The sequence below is a fragment of the Streptococcus parasanguinis genome, from assembly GCF_023109675.1.
Taxonomy (GTDB): Bacteria; Bacillota; Bacilli; order Lactobacillales; family Streptococcaceae; genus Streptococcus; species Streptococcus parasanguinis_I.
The window spans coordinates 260,873-284,953 of record NZ_JALDUR010000002.1; the positions used below are offsets into that span (position 1 = coordinate 260,873).

23 protein-coding genes and 1 riboswitch are annotated in these 24,081 nt (G+C 41.2%); of the genes, 16 read left to right on the forward strand and 7 right to left on the reverse strand.

The genetic code is table 11. The features are described 5' to 3' along the window. Positions 1 to 121 precede the first annotated feature (121 nt). The 3 genes from M1G14_RS02905 to M1G14_RS02915 are packed head-to-tail and all read right to left on the reverse strand — an operon-like array spanning position 122 to position 1,906. On the reverse strand, positions 122 to 682 hold the full coding sequence (locus M1G14_RS02905; protein WP_024056113.1) for an ECF transporter S component: 561 nt from the start codon (positions 680 to 682) through the stop codon (positions 122 to 124). Continuing rightward, positions 679 to 1,218 (reverse strand): phosphopantothenoylcysteine decarboxylase, encoded by a 540-nt coding sequence (gene coaC / locus M1G14_RS02910; RefSeq protein WP_024056114.1) that lies wholly within the window; start codon positions 1,216 to 1,218, stop codon positions 679 to 681. The genes M1G14_RS02905 and coaC overlap by 4 nt, the downstream gene beginning before the upstream one ends. A gap of 10 nt (positions 1,219 to 1,228) precedes the next feature. Further along, entirely contained in the window at positions 1,229 to 1,906 is a 678-nt protein-coding gene (locus M1G14_RS02915; RefSeq protein WP_024056115.1) for a phosphopantothenate--cysteine ligase, read from the reverse strand. A gap of 175 nt (positions 1,907 to 2,081) precedes the next feature. Between M1G14_RS02915 and M1G14_RS02920 the strand changes: the two genes are divergently transcribed. Then, positions 2,082 to 3,752 carry a formate--tetrahydrofolate ligase gene (locus M1G14_RS02920; protein ID WP_049485605.1) on the forward strand — a complete coding sequence of 557 codons (1,671 nt, stop codon included), beginning with the start codon at positions 2,082 to 2,084 and terminating at the stop codon, positions 3,750 to 3,752. Between the two features lie 68 nt (positions 3,753 to 3,820). Here the strand turns inward: M1G14_RS02920 and M1G14_RS02925 are convergent, their stop codons facing one another. Then, positions 3,821 to 5,164 (reverse strand): MATE family efflux transporter, encoded by a 1,344-nt coding sequence (locus tag M1G14_RS02925; protein ID WP_049484040.1) that lies wholly within the window; start codon positions 5,162 to 5,164, stop codon positions 3,821 to 3,823. Between the two features lie 96 nt (positions 5,165 to 5,260). On the opposite strand from M1G14_RS02925, the gene M1G14_RS02930 reads away from it, so the two are divergent. The 4 genes from M1G14_RS02930 (at position 5,261) to M1G14_RS02945 (ending at position 8,965) form a co-directional block, all read left to right on the forward strand. Then, complete coding sequence (locus M1G14_RS02930; protein ID WP_031576258.1) at positions 5,261 to 5,815, forward strand: GNAT family N-acetyltransferase; 555 nt, start codon at positions 5,261 to 5,263, stop codon at positions 5,813 to 5,815. A 145-nt stretch (positions 5,816 to 5,960) separates the two neighbouring features. After that, entirely contained in the window at positions 5,961 to 7,277 is a 1,317-nt protein-coding gene (brnQ, locus tag M1G14_RS02935; protein ID WP_049507731.1) for a branched-chain amino acid transport system II carrier protein, read from the forward strand. Positions 7,278 to 7,672: 395 nt separating this feature from the next. Continuing rightward, entirely contained in the window at positions 7,673 to 8,380 is a 708-nt protein-coding gene (gene ccdA2, locus M1G14_RS02940; RefSeq protein WP_045759415.1) for a thiol-disulfide oxidoreductase-associated membrane protein CcdA2, read from the forward strand. A 21-nt stretch (positions 8,381 to 8,401) separates the two neighbouring features. Beyond that, on the forward strand, positions 8,402 to 8,965 hold the full coding sequence (locus tag M1G14_RS02945) for a TlpA family protein disulfide reductase (RefSeq protein ID WP_080978242.1): 564 nt from the start codon (positions 8,402 to 8,404) through the stop codon (positions 8,963 to 8,965). Between the two features lie 30 nt (positions 8,966 to 8,995). Here M1G14_RS02945 and M1G14_RS02950 read toward each other — a convergent pair whose 3' ends face one another. From M1G14_RS02950 to M1G14_RS02960, 3 genes are read right to left on the reverse strand one after another with little or no spacing between them, the layout of a single operon-like run. Then, positions 8,996 to 10,240, reverse strand: coding sequence for an NAD(P)H-dependent oxidoreductase (locus M1G14_RS02950; RefSeq protein WP_049507732.1), 1,245 nt, complete (start codon positions 10,238 to 10,240; stop codon positions 8,996 to 8,998). Positions 10,241 to 10,258: 18 nt separating this feature from the next. Further along, positions 10,259 to 10,864 carry an NADPH-dependent FMN reductase gene (locus M1G14_RS02955; RefSeq protein ID WP_045759417.1) on the reverse strand — a complete coding sequence of 202 codons (606 nt, stop codon included), beginning with the start codon at positions 10,862 to 10,864 and terminating at the stop codon, positions 10,259 to 10,261. Positions 10,865 to 10,889: 25 nt separating this feature from the next. Next, positions 10,890 to 11,813 carry an FAD:protein FMN transferase gene (locus tag M1G14_RS02960; RefSeq protein ID WP_193389408.1) on the reverse strand — a complete coding sequence of 308 codons (924 nt, stop codon included), beginning with the start codon at positions 11,811 to 11,813 and terminating at the stop codon, positions 10,890 to 10,892. Positions 11,814 to 12,038: 225 nt separating this feature from the next. Here M1G14_RS02960 and nox point away from each other — a divergent pair, with 225 nt between their 5' ends. The 11 genes from nox (at position 12,039) to guaC (ending at position 23,928) form a co-directional block, all read left to right on the forward strand. Next, complete coding sequence (nox, locus tag M1G14_RS02965) at positions 12,039 to 13,415, forward strand: H2O-forming NADH oxidase (protein WP_247926252.1); 1,377 nt, start codon at positions 12,039 to 12,041, stop codon at positions 13,413 to 13,415. A 117-nt stretch (positions 13,416 to 13,532) separates the two neighbouring features. Beyond that, positions 13,533 to 15,077 carry a ClC family H(+)/Cl(-) exchange transporter gene (locus tag M1G14_RS02970; protein WP_247926253.1) on the forward strand — a complete coding sequence of 515 codons (1,545 nt, stop codon included), beginning with the start codon at positions 13,533 to 13,535 and terminating at the stop codon, positions 15,075 to 15,077. Between the two features lie 109 nt (positions 15,078 to 15,186). After that, on the forward strand, positions 15,187 to 16,059 hold the full coding sequence (efeO, locus tag M1G14_RS02975; RefSeq protein WP_049490869.1) for an iron uptake system protein EfeO: 873 nt from the start codon (positions 15,187 to 15,189) through the stop codon (positions 16,057 to 16,059). A 5-nt stretch (positions 16,060 to 16,064) separates the two neighbouring features. Beyond that, on the forward strand, positions 16,065 to 17,270 hold the full coding sequence (efeB, locus tag M1G14_RS02980) for an iron uptake transporter deferrochelatase/peroxidase subunit (protein ID WP_049490868.1): 1,206 nt from the start codon (positions 16,065 to 16,067) through the stop codon (positions 17,268 to 17,270). After that, positions 17,248 to 18,933: an FTR1 family iron permease gene (locus M1G14_RS02985; protein WP_247926254.1), complete on the forward strand. Its 1,686-nt coding sequence runs from the start codon at positions 17,248 to 17,250 to the stop codon at positions 18,931 to 18,933. The genes efeB and M1G14_RS02985 overlap by 23 nt, the downstream gene beginning before the upstream one ends. Further along, entirely contained in the window at positions 18,920 to 19,639 is a 720-nt protein-coding gene (gene tatC / locus M1G14_RS02990) for a twin-arginine translocase subunit TatC (RefSeq protein WP_031576239.1), read from the forward strand. The genes M1G14_RS02985 and tatC overlap by 14 nt, the downstream gene beginning before the upstream one ends. Continuing rightward, positions 19,639 to 19,836, forward strand: a complete 198-nt coding sequence (locus M1G14_RS02995; RefSeq protein WP_023918087.1) for a Sec-independent protein translocase subunit TatA/TatB — start codon at positions 19,639 to 19,641, stop codon at positions 19,834 to 19,836. Before tatC ends, M1G14_RS02995 begins: the two co-directional genes overlap by 1 nt. 713 nt (positions 19,837 to 20,549) lie before the next feature. Beyond that, a complete protein-coding gene (locus M1G14_RS03000) occupies positions 20,550 to 21,167 on the forward strand; it encodes an SAP domain-containing protein (protein ID WP_023918090.1) in 618 nt (205 codons plus the stop codon). A 314-nt stretch (positions 21,168 to 21,481) separates the two neighbouring features. Continuing rightward, on the forward strand, positions 21,482 to 21,997 hold the full coding sequence (locus tag M1G14_RS03005) for a hypothetical protein (RefSeq protein WP_247926255.1): 516 nt from the start codon (positions 21,482 to 21,484) through the stop codon (positions 21,995 to 21,997). Between the two features lie 39 nt (positions 21,998 to 22,036). Continuing rightward, a complete protein-coding gene (locus M1G14_RS03010; RefSeq protein ID WP_024055829.1) occupies positions 22,037 to 22,762 on the forward strand; it encodes an alpha/beta fold hydrolase in 726 nt (241 codons plus the stop codon). Between the two features lie 182 nt (positions 22,763 to 22,944). After that, positions 22,945 to 23,928 carry a GMP reductase gene (gene guaC, locus M1G14_RS03015; RefSeq protein WP_021153179.1) on the forward strand — a complete coding sequence of 328 codons (984 nt, stop codon included), beginning with the start codon at positions 22,945 to 22,947 and terminating at the stop codon, positions 23,926 to 23,928. Next, a riboswitch (purine riboswitch) is annotated at positions 23,918 to 24,013 on the forward strand. (Overlaps the previous gene by 11 nt.) The last annotated feature ends 68 nt before the right edge of the window (positions 24,014 to 24,081 follow it).

Consider the following 24,081-nt stretch of genomic DNA (forward strand, 5'->3'; position numbering starts at 1 on the left):
ATCGCTTACATTATAGCAAATTTTTTCTGAAAATTCTAGCGATAAATGTAAATCTTTTCAAAAAAATAGAGCTAATTCACCATCAAATAAAGCCAAGATAAATTGGTCTTGGCTTGAAAGGTTATTTTAATTTTTCAAGAGATGGAACGACGGCACTGGTAATGAGGACTGTAGCAATGACTTCGATGAGAGAGTTGGTAGATATAATCAAGGCTAGGAAATGTTGAATTCCACCACCGAAGCTATTTCCAAAGAAGAAATAAATCCCACTTAGAACGAAAACAGTATTGGTCATAGAGCCGACAATTCCAGCGATCATAAGTCCTGTACGATTGCGAATCCAGCGATAGACGAAGTAAGGGGTTACCCCAATGAGAATCCGAGGGACTATGGCAATGATAAGGGAGTAGAGATTCCCGTGAGGGACAAAGGGACTAAAGAGATAGCTGGCTGGTGTTATAACCAGGGTATTCATGGTGAGGCTAAAGAGTCCCATGAGGAGTCCTAGAATTGCTCCAGTTCGAGGTCCGTAGATAATAGAAGCGATCACGACAGGAATATGAACCAAGGTTGGTTGAATTCCTGATGGGACAAATTGCAAAATGAAGGACGTCACAAAGTGAATGGTGATCATCACGGCAAAAAAGATGGCAATTCGTGAAATAGAGGCTGATTTTCTCATAAACAATTCTCCTTAACAGCTTGGATGATAGTGTCGACAGTGGCTAGAGCTCCAGAACCTTGATCTCCACAAGCGAGAGTAGCCTCTCGAGGTTGGATGATCTGGTAACCATAGTCTTGTAAGAGTTTTAGATTTCGTTGGGTAGCAGGATGATCTAGCATTTTTGTATTCATAGCAGGGGCCAGTAATTTTTTAGTCCTTTGAGGCAAGGCTAGAGCTGTGCTTGTGACCATATTATCTGCAAGTCCCATGGCCAATTTAGCAATGGTGTTGGCACTGGCCGGCGCTACAAGAAAGAGGTCAGTTTCTTTCCCAATGTCGATGTGCTCGATCCGCTGTGGATCGTCTTCCACCATAACCTCTAGGCCTACTGGATTTTTTGAAAGAACTTGCAAGGTTAAAGGGGTGATAAATTTTTGGGCTGAAGGAGTCATGAGGACCTTCACTTCAAATCCCAATTTGGTTAGTTGGCTGGTAATATCAGCAGCCTTATAGGCGGAAATACTACCGGTAACCGCTAAAGTAATGTGTGTCATATGTACCTTTTTATTTGATATAACGTAGGATAGCCTCTGCGATTTCTGTTTTCGTAGAAGCTTCTAGAACGTGATCATCTGTTACTAGATAGGCTTGATGCTGACCGTTCTGAATCTTGGTCAGATCATTGGCAACGATCATGCTGGCATGATTTTTAACCAGGCTTTCACGTGCTACCTGGATCAACTCTTCAGAAGAAACGTCGACTAATAGCTTAAAGCCGATCAGTTGAATAGCAGGGTTCCATTCTTTGACGAGCGAGATAATCTTCGGATTTTTCTTTAGAAAGAGTACTTGGTATTCTTCTTTGGAAGAGATTTTAGCTTCCTGATTTTCGCGATGGATAAAGCTATGAAGGTCTTGAGCTTTCTCAACTTCATCAAGGCCTGTCATGTAAACAGGTGTGTAGTCTGAAACAGCCATAGCGTGAATCAAAACCTGATGTTGAGGGACTTCCGTTTTCATTTGTGCGAGAAGTTCTTCGACATTCTGGATCAATAGAAGTCGAAGCTGTGGGTGAGGATCGGGTTTAAGCGCGGTAGGCGTTGTGATCAAGGTCACCTGATGTCCCTTTGCAAGAGCCATTTCTGCAAGGATTTTCCCTAGGCTCCCGGTGGAATGATTGGTGATCGAACGAACACTATCAATGGCTTCGCTCGTCCCACCTGATGTAATTAAAATATGCATATGCTTATTTTACACAAAAAAGATACGTAAGTAAAGTTCTGAAGCTATTAGGATTAACTATGTATAGCCATAAAATTTAGATAAAAAACGAACGTTCGATTCAAAAGGTGGAAAAACCATGTTATTTTCGCGAATTTTAGGTATAATAGATCTATCAAATATAAAGGAGTCCCTTATGAAAACAGATATCGAAATTGCTCAAAGCATTGAACTCCAACCGATTGTGGATGTTGTGAAGAAAATTGATTTGGTTGACGATGATCTTGAATTGTATGGAAAATACAAGGCAAAATTGAGCTTTGATAAGATTCATGAAGTTGAGAAAAATCCAGTAGGAAAACTTATCTTAGTCACTGCGATCAACCCAACTCCAGCTGGAGAAGGGAAATCAACCATCACCATTGGTTTAGCAGATGCTTTGAATAAAATCGGTAAAAAAACCATGATTGCCATTCGCGAACCTTCTTTAGGTCCAGTTATGGGGATTAAAGGTGGTGCTGCTGGTGGTGGCTATGCCCAAGTTCTACCGATGGAAGACATCAACCTTCATTTCACAGGGGATATGCATGCGATCACAACGGCTAATAATGCCCTCTCGGCATTGATTGATAATCATTTGCACCAAGGAAATGAGCTAGGAATTGACCAACGTCGGATTATCTGGAAACGGGTAGTGGACTTGAATGACCGTGCTCTTCGTCATGTCTCTGTCGGTCTTGGCGGTACTTTAAATGGGATTCCGCGTGAAGACGGATTTGATATTACCGTTGCTTCTGAGATCATGGCCATCCTTTGCTTGGCGACAGATATTGAAGATTTGAAACGTCGTTTGGCCAACATCGTGATTGGTTACCGTTTTGATCGTAGCCCGGTCTATGTCCGTGATTTGGAAGTGGAAGGGGCACTTGCCTTGATCCTCAAAGATGCGATCAAGCCAAACTTGGTTCAAACCATCTATGGTACACCTGCCTTTGTTCACGGTGGTCCATTTGCCAATATCGCCCATGGATGTAACTCTGTATTAGCAACGACGACAGCTCTTCATTTAGCCGACTATACGATTACAGAAGCTGGTTTTGGGGCTGACCTTGGCGCTGAAAAATTCCTTGATATTAAAACTCCAAACTTGCCTACATCACCAGATGCGGTTGTGATCGTAGCGACTCTCCGAGCTCTTAAGATGAACGGTGGAGTGACCAAGGATGCTTTGACTGAAGAAAATGTAGAGGCTGTTCGTGCTGGTTTTGCCAACTTGAAACGTCACGTTGAAAATATCCGTAAGTTTGGCATTCCTGCAGTGGTTGCCATCAATGAATTTATCACCGATACAGAAGCAGAAATTGCTGCTTTGAAAGAATTGTGTGCTGAAATTGAGGTGCCAGTTGAGCTTGCGAGTGTATGGGCGAATGGTGCTGACGGTGGAGTTGAACTTGCTGAAACCTTGGTTAAAACCATCGAAACAAGTCCAGCTAACTACACACGCTTGTATGATAATAACCTTTCTGTTGAAGAAAAAATTGAAAAGATTGTTACAGAAATTTATCGCGGTACTAAGGTGAATTTTGAGAAGAAAGCCAAGACACAAATTGCCCAAATCGTGAAAAATGGTTGGGATAAGTTGCCAATCTGTATGGCCAAAACACAATATAGCTTCTCTGATAATCCAAATGCCTTGGGAGCTCCTGAAAACTTTGAAATCACTATCCGTGAAGTGGTTCCAAAATTGGGAGCAGGCTTTATTGTAGCTTTGACTGGGGATGTGATGACCATGCCTGGTTTACCAAAACGTCCAGCTGCTTTGAATATGGATGTGGCTGCTGATGGAACAGCCATCGGTTTGTTCTAATAGCTAGATATCTAAAAACAACTTCTGTTCAAATGAGCAGAAGTTGTTTTGGTCTTGTTAATCTATCATTATTCAGTAAGGAGTTGGTACCTGATTTTTCGATAGATTATGATGAGCTGTAGGGTCATGGGAATCCAGATAAGGGGTTCGCAGAGAATGACCCCCATGTAGCCGGTGTGAGGAATAATCCACAGAACGAAGAAAATTTTTCCAAACAATTCAATAAAACTGGATGTGAGTGGGGTTAATTTTTTACCCATTCCCTGTAGGGCATTTCTCAGGATGATGAGACTCGCCAAAATAGGATAAAAGCAAGAGCTGATCTGGAGATAAAGACTGGCATTTGCAATGAGATCAGGATTTGTCGAGCCGGAAATAAAGCTGGTTAAAGACGGACTTGTGAAGAATAGAAGAGCAGCAACCAAGACAGACCAAACCCAAGAAAGAAGGTTGGCAATGGTAACGCCTTTTTTGATCCGCTGGAATTGCTCTGCGCCAAAATTCTGCGAGATAAAGGTTGTGATACTTGAGGCGATAGCTGTAATCGGTAAAACGGCAAAGGACATGATACGACGGGCTGCGACCTGTGCACTGATAATGGTTGTTCCAAGCTGATTAATAGCGGATTGGAGGATAACCGTTCCAATCGAAACGATGGAAGTCATGAGGCCCATGGCAAGGCCCTGACTTAGCAGATCCTGATAAAGCTCCTTGTCCCAAACAAAATCCTTGCGATGCGGGAGCAGAAAAGGGACCTTCTTACGAATATAGAGAAGACAAAGAAGGGCCGAAATACCCTGGGCGATGATGGTCGCAATCCCAGCAGATTGAACTCCAAGATGAAGTTGGGTAATAAAATAAAGATCAAGAAGAATATTGAGAATGGCAGCGATAATCAAGAAATAGAGTGCTGCTAGGCTATCGCCAACCGCTCGAAGAAGTCCAGCACAAAGATTATAGGCAAAGGTCACAGCTACACCATTGACAATAGTGGAGATATAGAGATAAGACTGAGCTACAATAGCTGATGGGGTCCCTAAAAATTGGAGCATTGGATAAAGCCCCACGGCACCAATGAAGATCACAAAGAGACTGAGGATGTTACCAATAACAGCAGTTGCTGCGACAGATTTTCGTAATTGGTCCTCGTTTTTGGCTCCATAATTTCTTGCGATAATAATGCCCATCCCATTGCCGACACCGACAGCAAATCCAACGATCAAATCAAATATGGCAGAGGTTGCTCCAACGGCAGCCAATGATTTTTGACCTAAAAAACGCCCTACAATCATAACATCCGAGGTATTGTAGAGTTGTTGAAAGATATTGGACAAAAGAATAGGAAAGGCAAAACTCAATAGAGCGGGTAAAATAGGACCATCTATGAGGTCCACACGTTGAATTCTTTTCATAGTGTCATTATACCAACTTCAGGAACCAGCGACAAGCGTCGATAGTTGAAGGCCCTTACATTTTTTGGTATAATCAGGGCAGAAAAGGAGGCTTTTATGAGCTTAACCAGCCAATTAATCACTGAAACGTTCCCAGATCTGGACAAGGTCGAGAGGCTGAATATCGAGGCATTCCCAGAAGAAGAGCGAGTCCCTTTGTCGGAATACCTGCGTTATACGGACAATGACGATGCTAATTTTTTTGCTTTTTATAACGAAGAAGAATTTGTCGGATTTGCTTTTTCTATCTATAATCAGAAAGCTTTTTATGTTAGCTTCTTTGCCATTATGCCCCACCTACGTAGCCACGGTTATGGTCAAGAAATCATTGAAAAATTGGTAGAATTTTACCAAAGAACCATGATTCTTGAAGTGGAACGTTTAGATGAAGAATGTGACAATCTAGAGCAACGTCAGTCTCGGATGGATTTCTATAAGCGAAATGGATTTAAAACTGCCAATGCCTTTTTAGAATACGAAGGACTTAGCTTTGAAATTCTCTATCGGGGTGACCACTTTGACGAAGAGGCTTATCGCGATATTTTCCGTAAACTGCAGGAAGAAAATTATTTCGATTTCCGCATTAAATATAGACGCTTTAGTGACCACTAGAAAAAAGATGGAGAATCTCTAGGGAAAACTAGAATCTCCATTTTTTATTTAATTTTGATGAGGGTTCCTAAATGAGTATGCACATTAGTTGCATCAGTGCCATAATTTTGATAAAGTAAAACTTATTACTTTTTAAGGAGATCGTATGTTACGAAAAGGTTCCCTGACAGGTTTATTACTGTTTGGTATTTTTTTTGGTGCTGGAAACCTGATTTTCCCACCGGCTCTTGGTGCTTTATCGGGTAATCAATTTTGGCCAGCTATTGCTGGGTTTGTCCTTTCAGGCGTGGGAATTGCCATTGTGACCTTGATTATCGGTACACTTAATCCCAAAGGATATATTGATGAGATTTCTCGTAAGATTTCACCTGTTTTCGCGATTGTATACTTAGTTGCGCTTTATCTTTCGATTGGTCCTTTCTTTGCCATTCCAAGAACGGCGACGGTATCTTTCGAAGTGGGGATAGCCCCCTTATTAGGTGGAATGAATGCCAGTTTAGCACTTTTCATTTTTACCCTGGTCTACTTTTTGCTAGCCTTTCTGATTGCTTTGAATCCATCTAAGATTCTAGATCGGATTGGTCGTATATTGACCCCGATCTTTGCGATTCTCATTTTGATCTTGGTCGTTCTTGGAGCTCTTAAATATAGTGGACACGCTCCAATGGTGGCCACAAAAGCCTATCAGGCATCTGCCTTTGGGCAAGGATTTTTAGAGGGGTACAATACCTTGGATGCCTTGGCATCTGTTGCCTTTAGTGTGATCGCAGTGACTACCTTGAATCAACTTGGATTTTCAAGTAAGAGAGAATACATCAAGACTATTTGGTTGGTTGGAATTGTTGTAGCCCTTGGTTTTAGTGTGCTGTATATCGGTTTAGGATATCTGGGGAATCATTTTCCTATTCCAGCTTCTGTTATGGCATCTGATAGCAATAAAGGGGTGTATGTATTATCAGAAGCGACCAAAGCGATCTTTGGTCCGACTGCTCAGATTTTCCTAGCAGGAATGGTGACGGTAACTTGCTTTACCACAACTGCTGGTTTAATCGTCTCTACCAGTGAATTCTTCCAAAGCACCTTCCCTAAGGTTTCTTACAAGGTCTATGCAAGTGTCTTCACTTTGATTGGTTTTGCGATTGCAAACCTTGGCTTGAATGCCATTATTGCTTTCTCATTGCCAGTCTTGATGATTCTTTACCCAATCACCATTACCATTGTATTGCTTGTGATAGTGAATAAATTTGTGGCTCTTTCAAAACCAGGAATGCAACTGACTATTTTCTTGGCCAGCTTTGTCTCTGTTGCGAGTGTTCTGGCAAGTACCTTTAAAATTTCACTTGTAGAAAAGTGGATTGCTTTGCTTCCATTTGCGGCTCAATCTCTTCCATGGTTAGTGCCAGTAGTTATCGGAATTCTTTTATCGCTCGTATTACCAAATAAACAAACGGCAGAAGAATAAGTTATATTAGAAACTCTAAAGTTTTATGCTTTAGAAATAGATTGAAGATAATATCTTCTTAGAAACTTTCCTTAGGTGAGTACGGACGTCAGCGAACTTCATAGAAGTTCCATGACTTAGTTTTGAATCTAAGGTTTCAAAACTCCCGAGTGCTAGAAACATCACTGTTTCTAGCACTTTTCTCACGGCGGAAAGTTTCAATGTATACTTGAATGTGCCTTATATATTCTTTTAGTTTTTCACCACAACTTAGACTCTAAAGTTATTGGCTTTAGGGTCTTTCTTTTGAAACTAGTATCTAAATCCAAACTTTAGTAAAAAAACGTAGCAGAAATTTTTATTTTAGGTCAGTCAATGTTATACTGAATGTAGCATATCAATATACGGAGTGAACTATGAATCCAATCATTTTTTCATTGACAGTTTTTCTTGCGGGTATTCTGTCTTTCTTTTCTCCCTGTGTCTTTCCTTTGCTACCGGTATATATTGGAATCTTGCTAGGAAGTGATCAGGAAAAGGCTATCCTATTGTTCGGGAAAAAAATTCGCTGGCATGGCTTGTTGAAAACCCTTTGTTTTATTGCCGGTATTTCTGTTATTTTCCTCCTCATTGGTTTTGGAGCGGGCTTGCTTGGAAAGATCATGTACACCAATTGGTTCCGTTATCTGATGGGAGCCCTCATCATTATCCTTGGTCTTCATCAAATGGAAGTCTTTCATTTTCATTTCCTTGAAAAGCAAAAAACAATGGATTTTGGAGCCAACAAACAGAAGAATGAATTGTTTTCAGCTTTTCTCCTTGGTCTTGGTTTTAGTTTTGGTTGGACGCCTTGTATTGGTCCGGTATTAGGATCAGTCCTTGCTTTAGCAGCATCAGATGGGCAAGATGCTCTTATGGGTGCTATTTATCTCCTTGTATATACATTGGGAATGGCTCTTCCGTTTTTACTGTTAGCCTTAGCATCTAGTCTGGTCCTACCTTACTTTAATCGTCTCAAACCCCATTTGTTATTGCTGAAGAAAATCGGCGGAGCCATCATTATTCTGATGGGAATTCTCTTACTCTTGGGACAATTGAACAGTTTGTCATCTATCTTTTCATAAAAATAATCGGAGGTTTAATGCATGATGAAAGGTTTTAAATATGCTTGTTTCTCAGTTCTTTCTTTAGCTTTGCTGTCAGCTTGTTCCATGAATCAATCCAGTGAGACTAGTATGGACAATCAGACAACAATGAATACAACAACGAATAAGAATCCTTTGGTAGGAAAAGACGCTAGTAACTTTGAACTAAAGGATATGAAGGGGAATACGGTCAAACTTTCAGACTACAAAGGGAAGAAGCTTTATTTGAAATTTTGGGCAACCTGGTGTGGCCCTTGCCGGCAAAGTATGCCCGAATTAGAGAAATTGGTCAAGGATACGGATAGAGACTTTGAAATTCTGACCATTATGGCACCAGGACTCCAAGGTGAAAAAACAGAAGAAGAATTTGTTAAATGGTTTGATCAACAAGATTACAAGTCCGTACCGGTCTTGTACAATCCAGATGGTTCTGCATTTGCAGATTATCAGGTTCGCTCTATTCCTACAGAGGTCTTTATAGACAGTCATGGGAAAATTGGACATGTCCAATTAGGGGCTATTTCAAATGAAGATGCTAAGAAGATCATCAAAGAGTTACAATAAAAAAATGAAGCACGAAGCTTCATTTTTTTATTAGTTGCTTGCACCAGAAGTTGCATCGGCATCTCCGTGCCCTCCGTCACCATGTCCTCCAGCATCAGAAGCACCAGAAGTTGCATCTGCACTACCGTGTCCACCAGCAGGAGCAAATGGACCGCTTCCGCCAACTAGACGTTGGCCGGTTGTTTGCAGGTACCAGTCCAACCATGGTTTGAAGTTGAAGACAATCTCATTGATACCAGCGTATGAACCATCTTCATAGTACATAGCTTGGTAGTTGTGAGTGTTGATCACGCCTTCAGGAGATCCTGGAACAATAGTCCGAACATAGTCTTGGTTACCGTTACGAAGGGTACCAATCACCCATTCCACGTTTTTCATACGTGCTGGTGGTAGGGAACCATGAACGGTTGACATCCGGCTTCCTGATTGAGGTGGCACGCGTTTGGCAAACATGGTATCAGGATCTTGATGGGCATTGTTGTAGTAGAGGAATTGGTTGTTATCATCGGCATAGGTCAATTCAAATGGCATAGCCTTTAAGAACATATCAATTTGGTTAACGGTTAGGATACCGTGGTCGAGTTTGACATAGGTATCGCCGGAAACGGCACCAGTGATTTCAGCTACTTTTTCTACCCAATCTGGATCGTCAGGATCGACCTCAGTAACAGTTGTAGCGATTGGATGATTACAATCCAAGTCTTCTGGTTCAATTGGTTTTGGTTTTTTCAATTTAGATACAACCTCAACGTATTTCATAAAATTATCCAAGCAGGTTTCGAGGAATTTGACGGTTCCTTCGTTGATGATATTGCCGTTTTCGTCAAAAGCTTCTTTTGCTTTTCCAAGAAGGAATTCATTACCTGGAAGAGTATAAGCATTGACACCTGGAGCATCAAGGATCTTGCGGAGGTGAACCTGAGCACGTGATGTCCCTTGATCATAGTAGGAAGCACCAACAATCATTACTGGTTTGTTTTCAAATGGATGCACCTCAAAAGATAGCCATTCAAGAACAGATTTAAGAGCAGCAGAGATCGTATGGTTGTGCTCTGGAGTAGCAATGATGACACCATCTGCTCGAGTAATTTTATTGTACAAAAGACGTAATTGGAAACTTTCGTCCCATTTTTCATCTTGATTAAACATTGGAACTTCATCGATTTCAAGAACTTCCAATTCAAATTTGATCTTAAATTGGCGGCGAATGAATTCCAAGAGTTTACGGTTATATGATTGATCGTAGTTTGATCCTACAAGTCCTACAAATTTCATTCTTTTCTGTCTCCTATCTTACAAGTTTTCCCAGTCAAATTCTTCAGCATCTTTGCGAAGCAATTCTTGGGCGTTGCGTAATTTGTCTGTGATTTTCACAAACACACGGAAATCATTGAAGATGGCATCTAATTTTTGAATAACATCCAAATCTACCAAGTCTCCATTTTGATCAAAGGCTTGTAATGAATGAGATAGCAAGAATTCATCTGGCAAGACATTCGCCTTAATTTCTGGAGCATTTAAGATTTGACGGAGTTGGAGTTGGGCGCGTGAAGATCCCAAGGTACCGTATGATGCCCCAGTAATCATGACTGGTTTGTTCAACAATGGGAAAACTCCGTATGAGAGCCAAGCTAGAGCACTCATCAAGACTGCTGGAATAGAGTGGTCGTATTCTGGAGTCCCAATAATGACTCCATCAGCCTCTTCAATTTTTGCAACAATATCCAAGACAGCGTCAGGTACTTGTTTGTCGGCTGGTTTGTTAAAGACAGGGATATCTTTAATTTCGACCAATTCGATCTCAGCCTTATCAGCAAAATGTTTTTGCATGTATTGAAGCAGTTGACGGTTTGTAGAACGTTTGGAGTTAGTCCCCACAATCGCAATAAGTTTTACCATGGAAATTTCCTTTCTGATAACAGAATTATAAATAAGATTGAAGCCCACTTGTATAGGCGATCTTGCCTGATTGTGAAACCAATAAGGTCTCTATACCAGGAAGTGATTCAACAGTGTTGAGGATAGAAGTAGGAGAGTCCCCGAACAGGCGGGTAGTCCATATCTCCCCGTCTACGGATCGATCAGATATAATGGTGATACTGGCTAAGTCTGTCTCAACCGGATAGCCTGTCGCGCTATCAAAGATATGGTGAAACGATTGGCCGTCGACTTCTAAATGACGCTCGTAGATGCCAGAGGTGACAACAGATTTATCCTTGACTGAGAGGACCAGTAAGTGATTTCCTCTTTTTTCGATAGGATTTTGAATGCCAATCCGCCAAGGCTGCTGTTTAACGGGGTGTTGACCGACGGTTAGGATATTTCCTCCAAGATCGATCAAGGCATCCTTGATTCCCTTACCTCTCAGATAGGTAGCAATTAAATCTGCGCTATAGCCTTTTGCTAAAGCTCCCAAGTCGATCTTCATTCCAGGACGTTTCAAAAAGACTGTATAGTTTTCTTGGTCTAGTTGAATCTGCTGGGGATCGATCTTTAAAAGCGCTTGTTCGATTTCTTCTGGTGCAGGACGTCTGGCATCTGAAAATCCGATCCGCCAGGTTTGCACAAGAGGGCCGATAGCAATGTTTAAATGGCTATTTTTAGCTTGACTATGCAAGGTACCTAATGCGATCAGTTCAAAAAGATCTGGATGAACTTGAACAGGAGCAATACCAGCTTGGTGATTGACTTCCATGAGTTCAGAACTTACATCATTAGCACTGAAGCGATGTTCGTAGGAGCGAAGAAGTTCAAAGCAATGCGCAAGGAGTTCATCCGCTTGTGGGTCACAGATCGAAACGGTGATGGTGGTTCCCATCAGACGTTCGGATCGACTACTTAGGTCCACTAAAAATCTATCCTTTCCAATTTTCACTTACCTACAGTATACCAAATAGAGACCGTTTTCACAATCCTTTCAGACAAATTATTTGACATTTTATGAAAGCTGTGAGAGGAAGTTTTCAGAAGGTTTGAAGAAAAGATCACAAATATTGAGCAAATATCTTGTAACCGATATCATTTTTATGATATACTCAAGAAGTAAATTTTAATTAAAGGTAGGATTTATTCTATGAGTAAAATCGTTGTTGTAGGGGCAAACCATGCCGGAACAGCTTGTATCAACACTATGTTAGATAATTTTGGAAATGAAAATGAAATTGTGGTTTTTGACCAAAACTCAAACATTTCATTCCTTGGATGCGGGATGGCACTTTGGATCGGTGAGCAAATCGATGGTCCAGAAGGTCTCTTCTACTCTGACAAAGAAAAATTGGAAGCAAAAGGTGCAAAAGTCTACATGAACTCTCCTGTTCTTTCAATTGACTATGACAACAAAGTGGTAACTGCAGAGGTTGATGGAAAAGAACACAAAGAATCTTACGAAAAATTGATCTTTGCGACTGGATCAACACCAATCATTCCTCCAATTAAAGGAGTTGAAATCGTTCCTGGTAACCGCGAATTCAAAGCAACTCTTGAAAATCTTCAATTCGTTAAATTGTACCAAAACGCTGAAGAAGTGATCGAAAAATTGAAAGACAACAGCAAACACTTGAACCGTATCGCCGTAGTTGGTGGTGGTTACATCGGTGTTGAACTTGCTGAAGCTTTCGAACGTCTTGGTAAAGACGTTGTCTTGGTGGATATCGTAGACACTGTCTTAAACGGCTACTATGACAAAGACTTTACAGACATCATGGCGAAAAACTTGGAAGACCACAACATCCGTTTGGCTCTTGGACAAACTGTTCAAGCAGTTGAAGGAGATGGTAAGGTAGAACGTCTTGTAACCGATAAAGAAACCTTCGATGTAGATATGGTCATCTTGGCTGTTGGTTTCCGTCCAAATACAACTCTTGCAGATGGTAAGATCGAACTCTTCCGCAACGGTGCCTTCCTTGTTGATAAGAAACAAGAAACGTCACTTCCAGGTGTCTATGCAGTTGGTGACTGTGCGACTATCTATGACAATGCACGTGGTGAAATGAGCTACATCGCACTCGCATCTAATGCGGTTCGTTCAGGTATTGTCGGTGCCTACAATGCGACTGGTCATGAATTGGAAGGAATCGGTGTTCAAGGTTCTAACGGTATCTCTATCTATGGCCTTCACATGGTTTCAACTGGTTTGACTCTTGAAAAAGCAAAAGCTGCCGGCTTCAATGCTACTGAAACAGGCTTCAATGACCTTCAAAAACCTGAATTTATTAAACATGATAACTATGAGGTTGGTATCAAGATTGTTTATGACAAAGACACTCGTCAAATCCTTGGAGCTCAAATGGTATCACGTGATAGCGCCATCTCAATGGCCATCCACATGTTCTCACTTGCTATTCAAGAACAAGTGACGATTGATAAGTTAGCCTTGACTGACTTGTTCTTCTTGCCACACTTCAACAAACCATATAACTACATCACAATGGCAGCTTTAACTGCTGAATAATGGCTAAATGAAAAACAAAGCTAGCGGTGCTAGTTTTGTTTTTTTTGTCTTTCCAAGTATTCAGAGTCAGTGAAATAAGGTATAATGAATAGGATAAGAGTTTGAAGGAGTTAGGGAATGTCTGAAAAAGAAGAAGCCTTAAAAAATGAATTTCGTTTTGCCTCTAGTTCGATTGTGGCCCATATTGTCAGAGGTGTTCTGGTTGGGATCGTTGTGGGCTGTGTCGTCTCTAGTTTTCGCTTTTTAATCGAACATATTTTTCATTTTGTTCAAGGCGTCTACAAGGAGATGTCTGGTCAACCACTTTATTTGCTGGCGATGCTGTTGGGGTATGGGGTGATCGTACTGATTGCTGGTCGTCTCATAAGCACCAATCGGGATATCAAGGGATCGGGAATTCCGCAAGTCGAAGCAGAGCTCAAGGGTCTTTTGGCGGTGAGCTGGTGGGATACCTTGTGGAAGAAGTATATTTTAGGTGTCTTGGCCATCGGAAGTGGCTTGATGCTTGGTCGTGAAGGTCCTAGTATTCAATTAGGGGCTATGGGTGGAAAAGGAGTGGCCCATCATTTGAAGGTCAGCCCAGTTGAAGAGCGGTCTTTGATTGCAAGTGGAGCTGCTGCAGGCCTTGCAGCCGCCTTTAATGCGCCTATTGCTGGTCTCTTATTTGTGGTTGAAGAGGTCTACCATCATTTTTCACGCTTCTTTTGGATTTCGACCTTAGCTGCTAGTTTGACGGCTAATTTTATTTCACTCAATGTCTTTGGTCAAACACCAGTGCTTCATATGCCACAAAATATTCCGCCACTCCATCTGTCTCAGTACTGGATTTATCTTTTTCTAGGAGTCTTTTTAGGGGCAGCAGGGTATGTCTACGAAATAGTGGTTCTCAATATCGGTCGATTGTATCGCTTACTTGAGAAGATTTTCCATGTTCCTTCTCATTATTCTTCTTTATTTGCCTTTGTCTTGATTCTTCCAATCGGCTATTTTCTTCCCCAAATTCTTGGTGGTGGGAATCAATTGGTCTTGGATTTAGCTCGAGTACCGTATCCAGTGCTGACCATCCTTCTTTATTTTGCGATCCGTTTCATCTGGAGTATGTTGAGCTATGGTAGTGGCTTACCAGGTGGCATCTTCCTGCCTATACTAGCATTAGGATCACTTTTAGGGGCCATCGTTGGAACCTTCCTCCAAAACATTGGCTTTATCTCTCAAAATCAGCTGCCTCTTTTCATCATTTTAGGAATGAGTGGGTATTTTGGGGCTATTTCAAAAGCGCCATTAACAGCTATGATATTGGTAACAGAGATGGTCGGTGATATTCGCAGTTTAATGCCCCTAGGCATGGTGACCTTGCTAGCTTATATGATCATGGATCTCTTCCATGGAGCGCCAGTCTATGAAGCCATGCTCGAGCAATTATTGCCGGATAAGGCGCAAGAAGAAGGAGAGTTGACTTTAATTGAGATCCCTGTATCAGAAAAGATCGCAGGAAAGCAAGTCCATGAACTGCACCTCCCTCAAGATATCTTGATCACCACGCAAATGCGAAGTGGTAAGAGCTATACGGTCAATGGTGCAACCCGCTTGTATCTAGGTGATAGCATCTTTGTGGTGGTGAAAGAATCAGAAATTGGACGAGTCAAAGATATTCTTTTGTAAAAGACTGATTCTCAGAAAAGTTTTTCTATTATTAAATTTTCAGACAATTATTGAAAAATGAGAAAATATCTGGTAAAATAAGGGAAGAACAAATGAGGAGAAGTCTTTCATGAAAAAATATAGTCTACTCTTATTGAGTGTTGCTCTTTTAGCAGGGTGTGCGAATTCTACTAGCAAACAGTCAAGTCAAAAGACACAAACCAGCTCAACGGTGCAGTTGTCAAAGGCTGACCAGAAGACCTTGGACAATGCGACAGCTGAATACAAAGACTTTGTTGAAATGCAAATTGACCAATTGCTCAAAGATACAGAAGGATTCCGAGCTACCCTAAAAGACGGGAATTTGGAAGAAGCTAAAAAGCAATACCCCTTGATCCGCATGGCCTATGAACGTTCCGAACCGATTGCTGAAACCTTCGGAGAATCGGATGTCAAAATCGACTACCGTTTGGTGGATTATGTGGATGAAAATAAATCAGAAGATGGCTGGTCAGGTTTCCATCGGATTGAGCGTATCCTTTGGGAAAACAATACTACAGATGGAACAGACAAATACGCTGACCAATTGGTGAACGATATCAAGGAGTTGAAAGCTAAAATTGCTACAGTAGAAGTCACACCGGATATCATGTTGACTGGAGCTGTCGATTTGCTCAATGAAGTGGCAACGCAAAAGATTACGGGTGAAGAAGAAGTCTTCTCTCATACAGATCTTTACGACTTCCGCGCCAATATTGAAGGGGCTGAAAAGATCTTCTCTCTCTTTAAACCTTTAATTGAGAAAAAAGATGCCAAATTGGTTAAAACCTTGGAAGCAGAATTCAAAAATGTCAATGCTCTATTGGACAAACACATGACAGATGATTCAAACTACAAATCTTACACAGAGTTGTCTAAGGAAGATACGAAGGAATTGGCTGAAGCTGTGACCAAACTCGGTGAACCCTTGTCTCAAATGGGTGTGATTTTAGATGGGAAATAAGAAAAATGGCTGACGAAAAATTTTTAGATAAAAAAATGGACCGTCGTGAATTTCTTAAAAAAGCAGGTATTGGAGGGGCTGGTCTAGCGCTGGGTCTCTCTGGTGCATCTGCTTTTTTCACTAATCAAGACAATTCCAGCAAAAAAGCTTATGATGGGGATGAAGATATCTCCTTTTATGGTAAGCATCAAGCAGGGATTACGACGCCCATGCAGAAGGCTTGCTACTTGGTGGTGTTAGATCTTCACACGACGGACAAAAAAGAAGTTATCCAGCTCTTTAAAGACTGGACCGATTACAGTAGTAAATTAGTCGAAGGAGAATTGGTCAAAAAAGATGGTTCCAATGCCCTCTTGCCACCAACAGATACAGGTGAAACAGTGGGACTCAACCCCTATCGGTTGAGCCTGACGTTTGGGGTATCGGCTTCCTTTCTAAAGAAACTAGGCTTGGAGTCCAAACGTCCCAAACTCTTTCGTGATTTGCCCCCATTTCCAAAGGAGCAGTTGCAGGACAAATATACAGGTGGCGATATCGTCATTCAGGCCTGTGCAGACGATGAGCAAGTAGCCTTTCATGCGGTGCGAAATCTGATTCGTAAGGGTCGCAATACCATTACCATGAAGTGGAGCAAATCAGGATTTGCGGCTATTGGTGACCGAAAAGAAACGCCCCGTAACCTCTTTGGTTTCAAGGATGGAACAGCAAATGTCACGACTGAGAAAGACTTTGACAAGGTCGTCTGGACTGACAGCAAGGACTGGATGAAGGGTGGTTCTTATATGGCTCTTCGCCTAGTTCAAATGCACTTGGAAACTTGGGACCGAACCAATTTGCAGGAGCAAGAAAACACCTTTGGTCGCTACAAGGAGTCCGGTGCTCCCTTTGGTAAAACCAACGAATTTGATGAAGTAGATTTATCTAAACTACCAGTAGATTCACATGTCCGTTTGGCCAAAGAAGTCGATCGACCGATTTTACGGAGGTCATATTCCTATTCGGATGGCATCAATGAACAGACTGGGCAATTTGATGCTGGCTTGATCTTTATCGCCTTTCAAAAGGATCCGAACAGCTTTGTCAAAATCCAAACCAATTTGGGCGCAGTAGACAAAATGAACGAGTACATCACCCATATCGGAAGTGGACTCTTTGCTTGCTTTGCAGGCGTTGAGAAAGGAGGGTATCTTGGTCAAGCACTCTTTGAATAAATTCTTGATCTTGTTCGGCCTTCTTGCCTTGTTCTGGACTCATCCAGTAGCTGCGGAGTCTTATAGCGATCTCTTTATCAAGATCACAGATGCAACAACAGCTGTACAAAATAAGAACCAGGATAAGGCCAAGGAATTGATCGCTGAGATTCAGGCTGATTTTGAATCCAAAGATCACCATGATTCCAAGGCAGGGAAAAAAGTTAACCAAGCCCTGGCTATAAAAGGGGAGGTAACCAAAGACGATCTTACCAAGATCTCATCAGCCTTGCTCGCTTTTGAAAAAGAGCAAAATCCGGTCGATTTAGAGGCGGAAAAAGACAAACTTGTCAGTCGGCTCGCTCCTTATTTTAAGAACCTACAAGAGGCCATTACAGCTAAGGATCTAGATAAAACCCGTCAAACCTATGCTGATCTTAATAACACCTGGACGCGAAACGAAGCGGTAGTAAGAGATCACAGCACAGCCTACTATGGCAAAATCGAGACGGCTTTTTCGCTCTTACGCAGTAGCATTGTAACAGAGCCTACCGATTTCACCAACATCCAGTCCTCTTATGATGACCTCAAAAATGGGATTGATGCCTTTGTAAAAGGAGAAGCCATTAGCAGTGCCAGTACGGATTTGACGTTGAACGATGGAATCAAGCTTTTGGAGAAGGCGCAAAGCCAATTTCAATCCGGCGACGATAAAACTGCTGCAGCGACTATGAAGCAGTTCATCACGATCTGGCCAACTATCGAAGGGGATGTTAGCACGACCAATCCCGGTCTCTACACGCGCGTAGAGAGCGAATCTCCGGTTATTATGGTCAAGGGGAAAGAAAAGGCCTATCAAGAGAAATTACAAGCCTTGATCAGGGACCTGTCTGCGATCGATACGACAGCTTCTTACAACGCTTTTGATGCCATGTTGATTCTTCTGCGTGAAGGAGTGGAAGCGCTGCTGATTGTCATGGCGCTTGTGACGACCCTTAAGGCCGCTAAGATGAGGAAAGGCCTCAAGTGGGTCTACGGTGGAGCTATAGCTGGTGTTCTTGCCAGTGCAGCGATTGCTCTTGTTCTGCAAGTAGCATTTCCAGCCGTTACTTCGGGGTCTAATCGGGAAATCATTGAAGGTGGTGTTGGGATTTTCGCTGTGGTCATGATGATCCTCATCGGAATTTGGCTCCACAGCAAGTCCTCTGTCAAACAATGGAATGCCTTTATGGACCGTCAAATGAAGACCGTAACGGCTACAGGAAGCTTTGTCTCTATGTTTGCCCTCAGTTTCTTAGCAGTCTTTCGTGAAGGGGCTGAGACCATTCTCTTTTATGTCGGGATCATTCCGCGGATTACAACCGCAAATTTCTTACTGGGAATCGGGCTTGCTATAGCTGTCCTCATCATCATTGCAGTGGCCATGACCAAGGCTAGTCAAGCTATCCAACCTCATCGAATCTTTTTCATTCTGACATGGTTGATTTACGTCTTGGCTTTCAAGATGCTCGGTGTCAGCATCCACGCCCTGCAGTTGACCAATATCCTACCAAGCCATTTGGTCAATGGACTTCCAACCATCGATTGGGCGGGCATCTATCCAAGCTGGGAAGTTCTTCTTCCCCAACTAATCTTTGTGGCTCTGATCGCCCTCATCACGGTGAGACAACATGGCAAAGAGTAGAGCAGATGAAATGACCATTGTTGAGCACTTGGTCGAATTTCGAAAACGATTGATCGCAGTGGTCTTATGTTATATTATCGTCTTCATCGTAGCCTTTGTATTTGGAGGAGAGCTCTACCAAGCCTTGACGGCTAGCCTGCATCAAAAACTGCTGGTGCTGGGACCGAATGATATCCTCTGGATCTATGTATCGCTGGCCAATCTCACAGCCTTTAGCCTGACCTTGCCCTTTATTGTCTACCAGATCTGGCAATTTGTAAGGCCGGCTCTGAAGGAGAAGGAGGCGCGTGCAATCTTTGCCTACATCCCAGCTAGCTTTATTTGCTTTGTGCTGGGGCTTGCATTTGGTTATGTCTTTGTCAGTCCAGCTATTTTAGAGGTCTTGATGCGTTTAGGAGAAGGGCTGTTTGATACCCAATTAACAGCACAAAATTATTTAACCTTCTTATGGCATACTACCTTGCCTTTAGGGGTCTTGTTCGAGTTACCAGTTTTGGTCGCTTTTCTGACCTCGATTGGACTTTTGACACCACAGTTTTTAATAACCTACCGACGTTACGCTTACTTTGTTCTGCTGGTCTTAGCCGTCGTGTTAACCCCTGCAGACTTTATCAGTGACTTGGCCATGACACTCCCTTTGATCCTCTTATTTGAAGTCAGTGTCGCCATCAGTAAAGTCATCTATTCAAGAAAAAGGAGAAACTAATGGGAATTTTACGTGATATTGGAGCACCAGGTTTGATCATCATCATCCTGGGCGCCCTCTTGATTTTTGGACCAAAACGCCTGCCTGAGTTGGGCCAGTCTATCGGCAAAATGTTTGCTGAATTTAAGACAGCTGTCAATAAAGGCAGTGAAGAAGCAGATCAAGACGCCAAAGAAGCTAAAGAAGAAAAAGAATAATCAGACAATTTTCAAAATTCTATTGAGTTCGATTGCATAAAAAGGTATAATAAGACAAGTACTTGCAATCGACGAAGGAGGAAACCATGATTATTACGATTTTGTCACTCATTTTCTATTTTAGCTATATCGGATTCTTATGCTGGTTGGTCGTAAAAATTGTCGAAAAATTGTTCAATTTCTTGTTGAACCGTTAATGAAGAAACAATCCATTTCACCCCGAGTGAGTGGATTTTTTGTGTCCAATTCAGTTAGAAAGATTCAAACAAAGAGGTTTTAACGGTCTCAGATTGAAGATAAAGTCATATAAAAAACTTTCCTTAAGTGAGTACGGACGTCAGCGAACTTATTAGAAGTTCCATGACTAAATCAAAATACAAAGGGCGTCTGCGGATAAAGTCAAAAGAGGAAATTAGAAAGCAAGTGAAACAACACAACAAAACCATCGTTTTACTGACTGTTTTGTTTATTGCTATGCTTTCCATTTAAATGTTTTTATATCTTTCAACTTCTAGTATTTCTTGTTACTAGTGATGGACTATATCGTTTGTTTTTCTTATTTATTTTATAAGAATGTTAAGCTTAATAGAAATACAGTAATTACAAGATTGTAATATATTCTGTTATAGCTTTATGTGGCATGGGTATAAATTGATATGACTTTTATTATCTATGGTATAATGAGATAAATTTGGAGTTGTAGAGGCGAGCATTTGGAAGAACATAGACCTGATTTTAGAGATATAAAATCATTTGAAGAATTTAACAGATACTACTGGTATCGAGAAGAGCTTTCACAAATTTGTAAGTACCTTGGATTAGAATACAGATGTACAAAAAAAGAATTAAATCATATTATAGAACAATATTTTAGGGGAAATAGAGTAGAAAAAGTTTTGAGGAAAAGAAACAAAAATCAAACCGAAATAATAACCCTAAATACATCATTACTTGAATGTGGGTTTTCCTTTAATCAGAAATTTCGTGATTATTTTTCAGCTGTAACAGGTGTTAATCCGTTTAAGTTTAATGCTGATATGGCAACTGCTTGGAGAAAAGTAAAACGGGACAACAACATAAATTTTACAATCCAAGATATGATTAAAATATACTATGGAGAGTCAGACTACGCCAAGTATGATAATTCAGCTTGCCAATGGAATCAATTTCTAAAAGACTTTTGTGCCGATGAATTTAGCAATCATTACTCCAACAAGTTAAAAGTTGCGGCTATCCTTTGGAATGAAGTTAGAGATTCAAAAAATAAAAAAATTTATTCACGGGGACTTCTAAAAGAATATAGCTACAAAATAGAGGAGTACTGTAAGTAAACAACTTCAAGTTTGTCGAACGGAATATAAAGTATTAAAGACGATAGCACTCTGTTTTTGCAGAGTGCTTTTTTGTTTTATAGAATATAAGAGAATGTGGGATACTTGCTTTCTCTGCTAGATGATCGAGCAGAGAAAGATTTATTAGATATGACATCAGTCAGCTAAACCCTTTTAGCTGGCTTTTTTGTTAGCGACTCGGTCATTAACTTGCTTGTCAAAATATAATTCGGTATCATAGATATATAATGTTTGGTAAGTAAGTCCTATTGTCAGTTCGGAACAAGTAGATAGGAGAAGGGGAGAAAAAACTAGTGAATAAAGACCAATTGATAGAGAAACCAGAAATAAATATTGTTGGGGTTATTGCAAATCATCAGTTTAACTGGTATATTTGTTCAAACGAAATGTGGACAATGGATATCGATAAATATATTCAGGCATACCAAGAAGCAGGTCTGGATGTTGATTTCTCCTATTTACCTGAGATTCAGCAGAATCTTCATGTGATTACAAAAAGCAATCTTGAGAGCTACTTAGAAATGTATAAAGATGATTGGCTGAAGGTGACGGTTGAAGAATTGATCTCAATGATCAAACGTTCAATAGATTGTGAGGACTTACATTCAGAGATTATTTTTGAAGGAAAAGCCTTGCTTCCGGATCTTTTCATCGATTTTGATAAAGAAGAATTTTATTCAAACCATCTGGGGATGAAAAACTACGAAAGATATGTGCCAAACGGATGGAAGTTTTTTTCAGGACGTTTTGATCATTTGATCCCCAAAGAGGAGCAATATTGGATTGAAAAGACTGGCGCTAACCAATGAAGGAATTAATTATAAAATAAAAAGGAAGAGACAAAACACATGCAGTTTTATTTTATTGGTGGCTTAGGTGGGAATGGCTACCATTTGGCGCCACTAATTGATGAGCTCGGCTTTCCTGTAACCTTTCTAGATCCTTACAGGGAAATGATTCAGACAGAAAAAGATCTTTGTGCTTGGTTTCAAGATCAGATTGGACAAGATGAAGAGATCTGTTTATTGGGGCATTCCTTGGGTGGAGATTTGGCTCGTTATCTAGCTGCTGAGTTCCCTCAGATTCGGGCTCTGATTCTCTTGGATGGGGGCTACCTGGATATGGAAAAGATTCTGCCTCTGGAGGAAGAACTAGAGGGTACATCGTCCTTCATGCAGCAACAAGTCTTTGCGACTGTAGAAGAAGCTGTGTCAGCAGAGCTCGGTGATGAAGTAGTTCCAAGCCCTATGACGCGTAAAGCTGTAGAGGCTAGCTATCGCTGGAATCCAGTGAGTGAACAATATGAATTAAATCTGGATCTCGAAAAGGTCATGGCCTTATTGCGTCTACGGCGTCAGATCAAAGCTAACCAGATTTCAGTTGCAGACAAGCCTGTCCTATTTATCGGGCCTCGATACCAAGAAGAGCCTGAATGGAGAAAAGAAGCTCTGAAGCAACTAGATCCCCAGATCGAGCAAGTCTTGCTAGATGGTTTGGGGCACGAACTGTATACAGAGGCGCCTGAAATTGTAGCTAGAGAAGTGAACAATTGGCTCCAAAATGTTCATAAATAAAACCTGTTTCTCTTTTTGAAACGGGTTTTTGTCTTGTAATTTCCGAACGTTATTTCCTATAAAATCATTCCCATTGCATTAGGTCCGTATATTTGGTATAATCTATCAAGGAAACGTCAAGAGACGTAGCGATGCGCTTGCGCATAGGTAGGTCAGTTTTTAGAAAAGAGATTTTTCAATCTATGTTAAATGAATTTCCTATTTTCGACTATGAAGATATTCAGTTGATTCCCAACAAATGTATCATCAATAGCCGGTCAGAAGCAGATACAACCGTCCAATTTGGAAAGCATACCTTCAAGCTTCCAGTCGTTCCTGCCAATATGCAGACGATTTTAGATGAGAATGTCGCAGAGCAGTTGGCGCGTGGTGGTTACTTCTACATCATGCACCGTTTTGATGAAGCGGGTCGGATTCCTTTTGTCAAACGCATGCATGATCAAGGTTTGATCGCTTCCATTTCGGTTGGTGTTAAGGAATACGAATACGACTTTGTGAGTCAATTAAAGGCAGATGCGCCTGAGTACATCACTATTGATATCGCACACGGTCATGCGGATAGTGTCATTCGGATGATTCAACACATCAAGAAAGAATTGCCAGATACCTTTGTCATTGCTGGAAATGTTGGAACACCTGAAGCTGTTCGTGAATTGGAAAATGCGGGAGCTGATGCGACTAAGGTCGGGATCGGCCCTGGTAAGGTTTGTATCACCAAAGTGAAGACTGGATTTGGTACAGGTGGTTGGCAATTGGCTGCTCTTCGCTGGTGCTCAAAAGCAGCGCGTAAGCCAATCATTGCGGATGGTGGTATTCGGACTCATGGTGATATTGCCAAATCGATTCGTTTCGGGGCATCTATGGTCATGATTGGTTCTCTCTTTGCAGGACATATTGAAAGTCCTGGTAAAACAGTAGAGATTGATGGAGAGTCTTTCAAAGAGTACTATGGATCTGCTTCAGAGTACCAAAAAGGTGCATATAAGAACGTCGAAGGTAAGAAGATTTTATTGCCTGCCAAGGGTCATTTGCAAGATACCTTGACAGAAATGGAACAAGATTTGCAAAGTTCGATCTCTTATGCAGGAGGCCGAAAATTAGCAGATTTGAAACATGTTGACTATGTGATCGTTAAGAATTCTATCTGGAATGGCGATGCACACTAATTGAATTACTTATTTATTTCACGAATAGGCGTGATGTTTCTACAAGGTGCCGGAACACCTAACAATAAGTAAGTCGGGATTATTTCTCTTTCTAGAGAGATTTCAAGGCTTGCTTAGCAGGCCTTTTTGTATTTTGTGAATGAAGTAGAGGAT

Coding starts and splice junctions, on each gene's coding strand:
- M1G14_RS02905 (WP_024056113.1), bottom strand. CDS start 682: ATGAGAAAATCAGCCTCTATTTCACGAATTGCCATCTTTTTTGCCGTG.
- coaC (WP_024056114.1), bottom strand. CDS start 1,218: ATGACACACATTACTTTAGCGGTTACCGGTAGTATTTCCGCCTATAAG.
- M1G14_RS02915 (WP_024056115.1), bottom strand. CDS start 1,906: ATGCATATTTTAATTACATCAGGTGGGACGAGCGAAGCCATTGATAGT.
- M1G14_RS02920 (WP_049485605.1), top strand. CDS start 2,082: ATGAAAACAGATATCGAAATTGCTCAAAGCATTGAACTCCAACCGATT.
- M1G14_RS02925 (WP_049484040.1), bottom strand. CDS start 5,164: ATGAAAAGAATTCAACGTGTGGACCTCATAGATGGTCCTATTTTACCC.
- M1G14_RS02930 (WP_031576258.1), top strand. CDS start 5,261: ATGAGCTTAACCAGCCAATTAATCACTGAAACGTTCCCAGATCTGGAC.
- brnQ (WP_049507731.1), top strand. CDS start 5,961: ATGTTACGAAAAGGTTCCCTGACAGGTTTATTACTGTTTGGTATTTTT.
- ccdA2 (WP_045759415.1), top strand. CDS start 7,673: ATGAATCCAATCATTTTTTCATTGACAGTTTTTCTTGCGGGTATTCTG.
- M1G14_RS02945 (WP_080978242.1), top strand. CDS start 8,402: ATGATGAAAGGTTTTAAATATGCTTGTTTCTCAGTTCTTTCTTTAGCT.
- M1G14_RS02950 (WP_049507732.1), bottom strand. CDS start 10,240: ATGAAATTTGTAGGACTTGTAGGATCAAACTACGATCAATCATATAAC.
- M1G14_RS02955 (WP_045759417.1), bottom strand. CDS start 10,864: ATGGTAAAACTTATTGCGATTGTGGGGACTAACTCCAAACGTTCTACA.
- nox (WP_247926252.1), top strand. CDS start 12,039: ATGAGTAAAATCGTTGTTGTAGGGGCAAACCATGCCGGAACAGCTTGT.
- M1G14_RS02970 (WP_247926253.1), top strand. CDS start 13,533: ATGTCTGAAAAAGAAGAAGCCTTAAAAAATGAATTTCGTTTTGCCTCT.
- efeO (WP_049490869.1), top strand. CDS start 15,187: ATGAAAAAATATAGTCTACTCTTATTGAGTGTTGCTCTTTTAGCAGGG.
- efeB (WP_049490868.1), top strand. CDS start 16,065: ATGGCTGACGAAAAATTTTTAGATAAAAAAATGGACCGTCGTGAATTT.
- tatC (WP_031576239.1), top strand. CDS start 18,920: ATGGCAAAGAGTAGAGCAGATGAAATGACCATTGTTGAGCACTTGGTC.
- M1G14_RS02995 (WP_023918087.1), top strand. CDS start 19,639: ATGGGAATTTTACGTGATATTGGAGCACCAGGTTTGATCATCATCATC.
- M1G14_RS03010 (WP_024055829.1), top strand. CDS start 22,037: ATGCAGTTTTATTTTATTGGTGGCTTAGGTGGGAATGGCTACCATTTG.
- guaC (WP_021153179.1), top strand. CDS start 22,945: ATGTTAAATGAATTTCCTATTTTCGACTATGAAGATATTCAGTTGATT.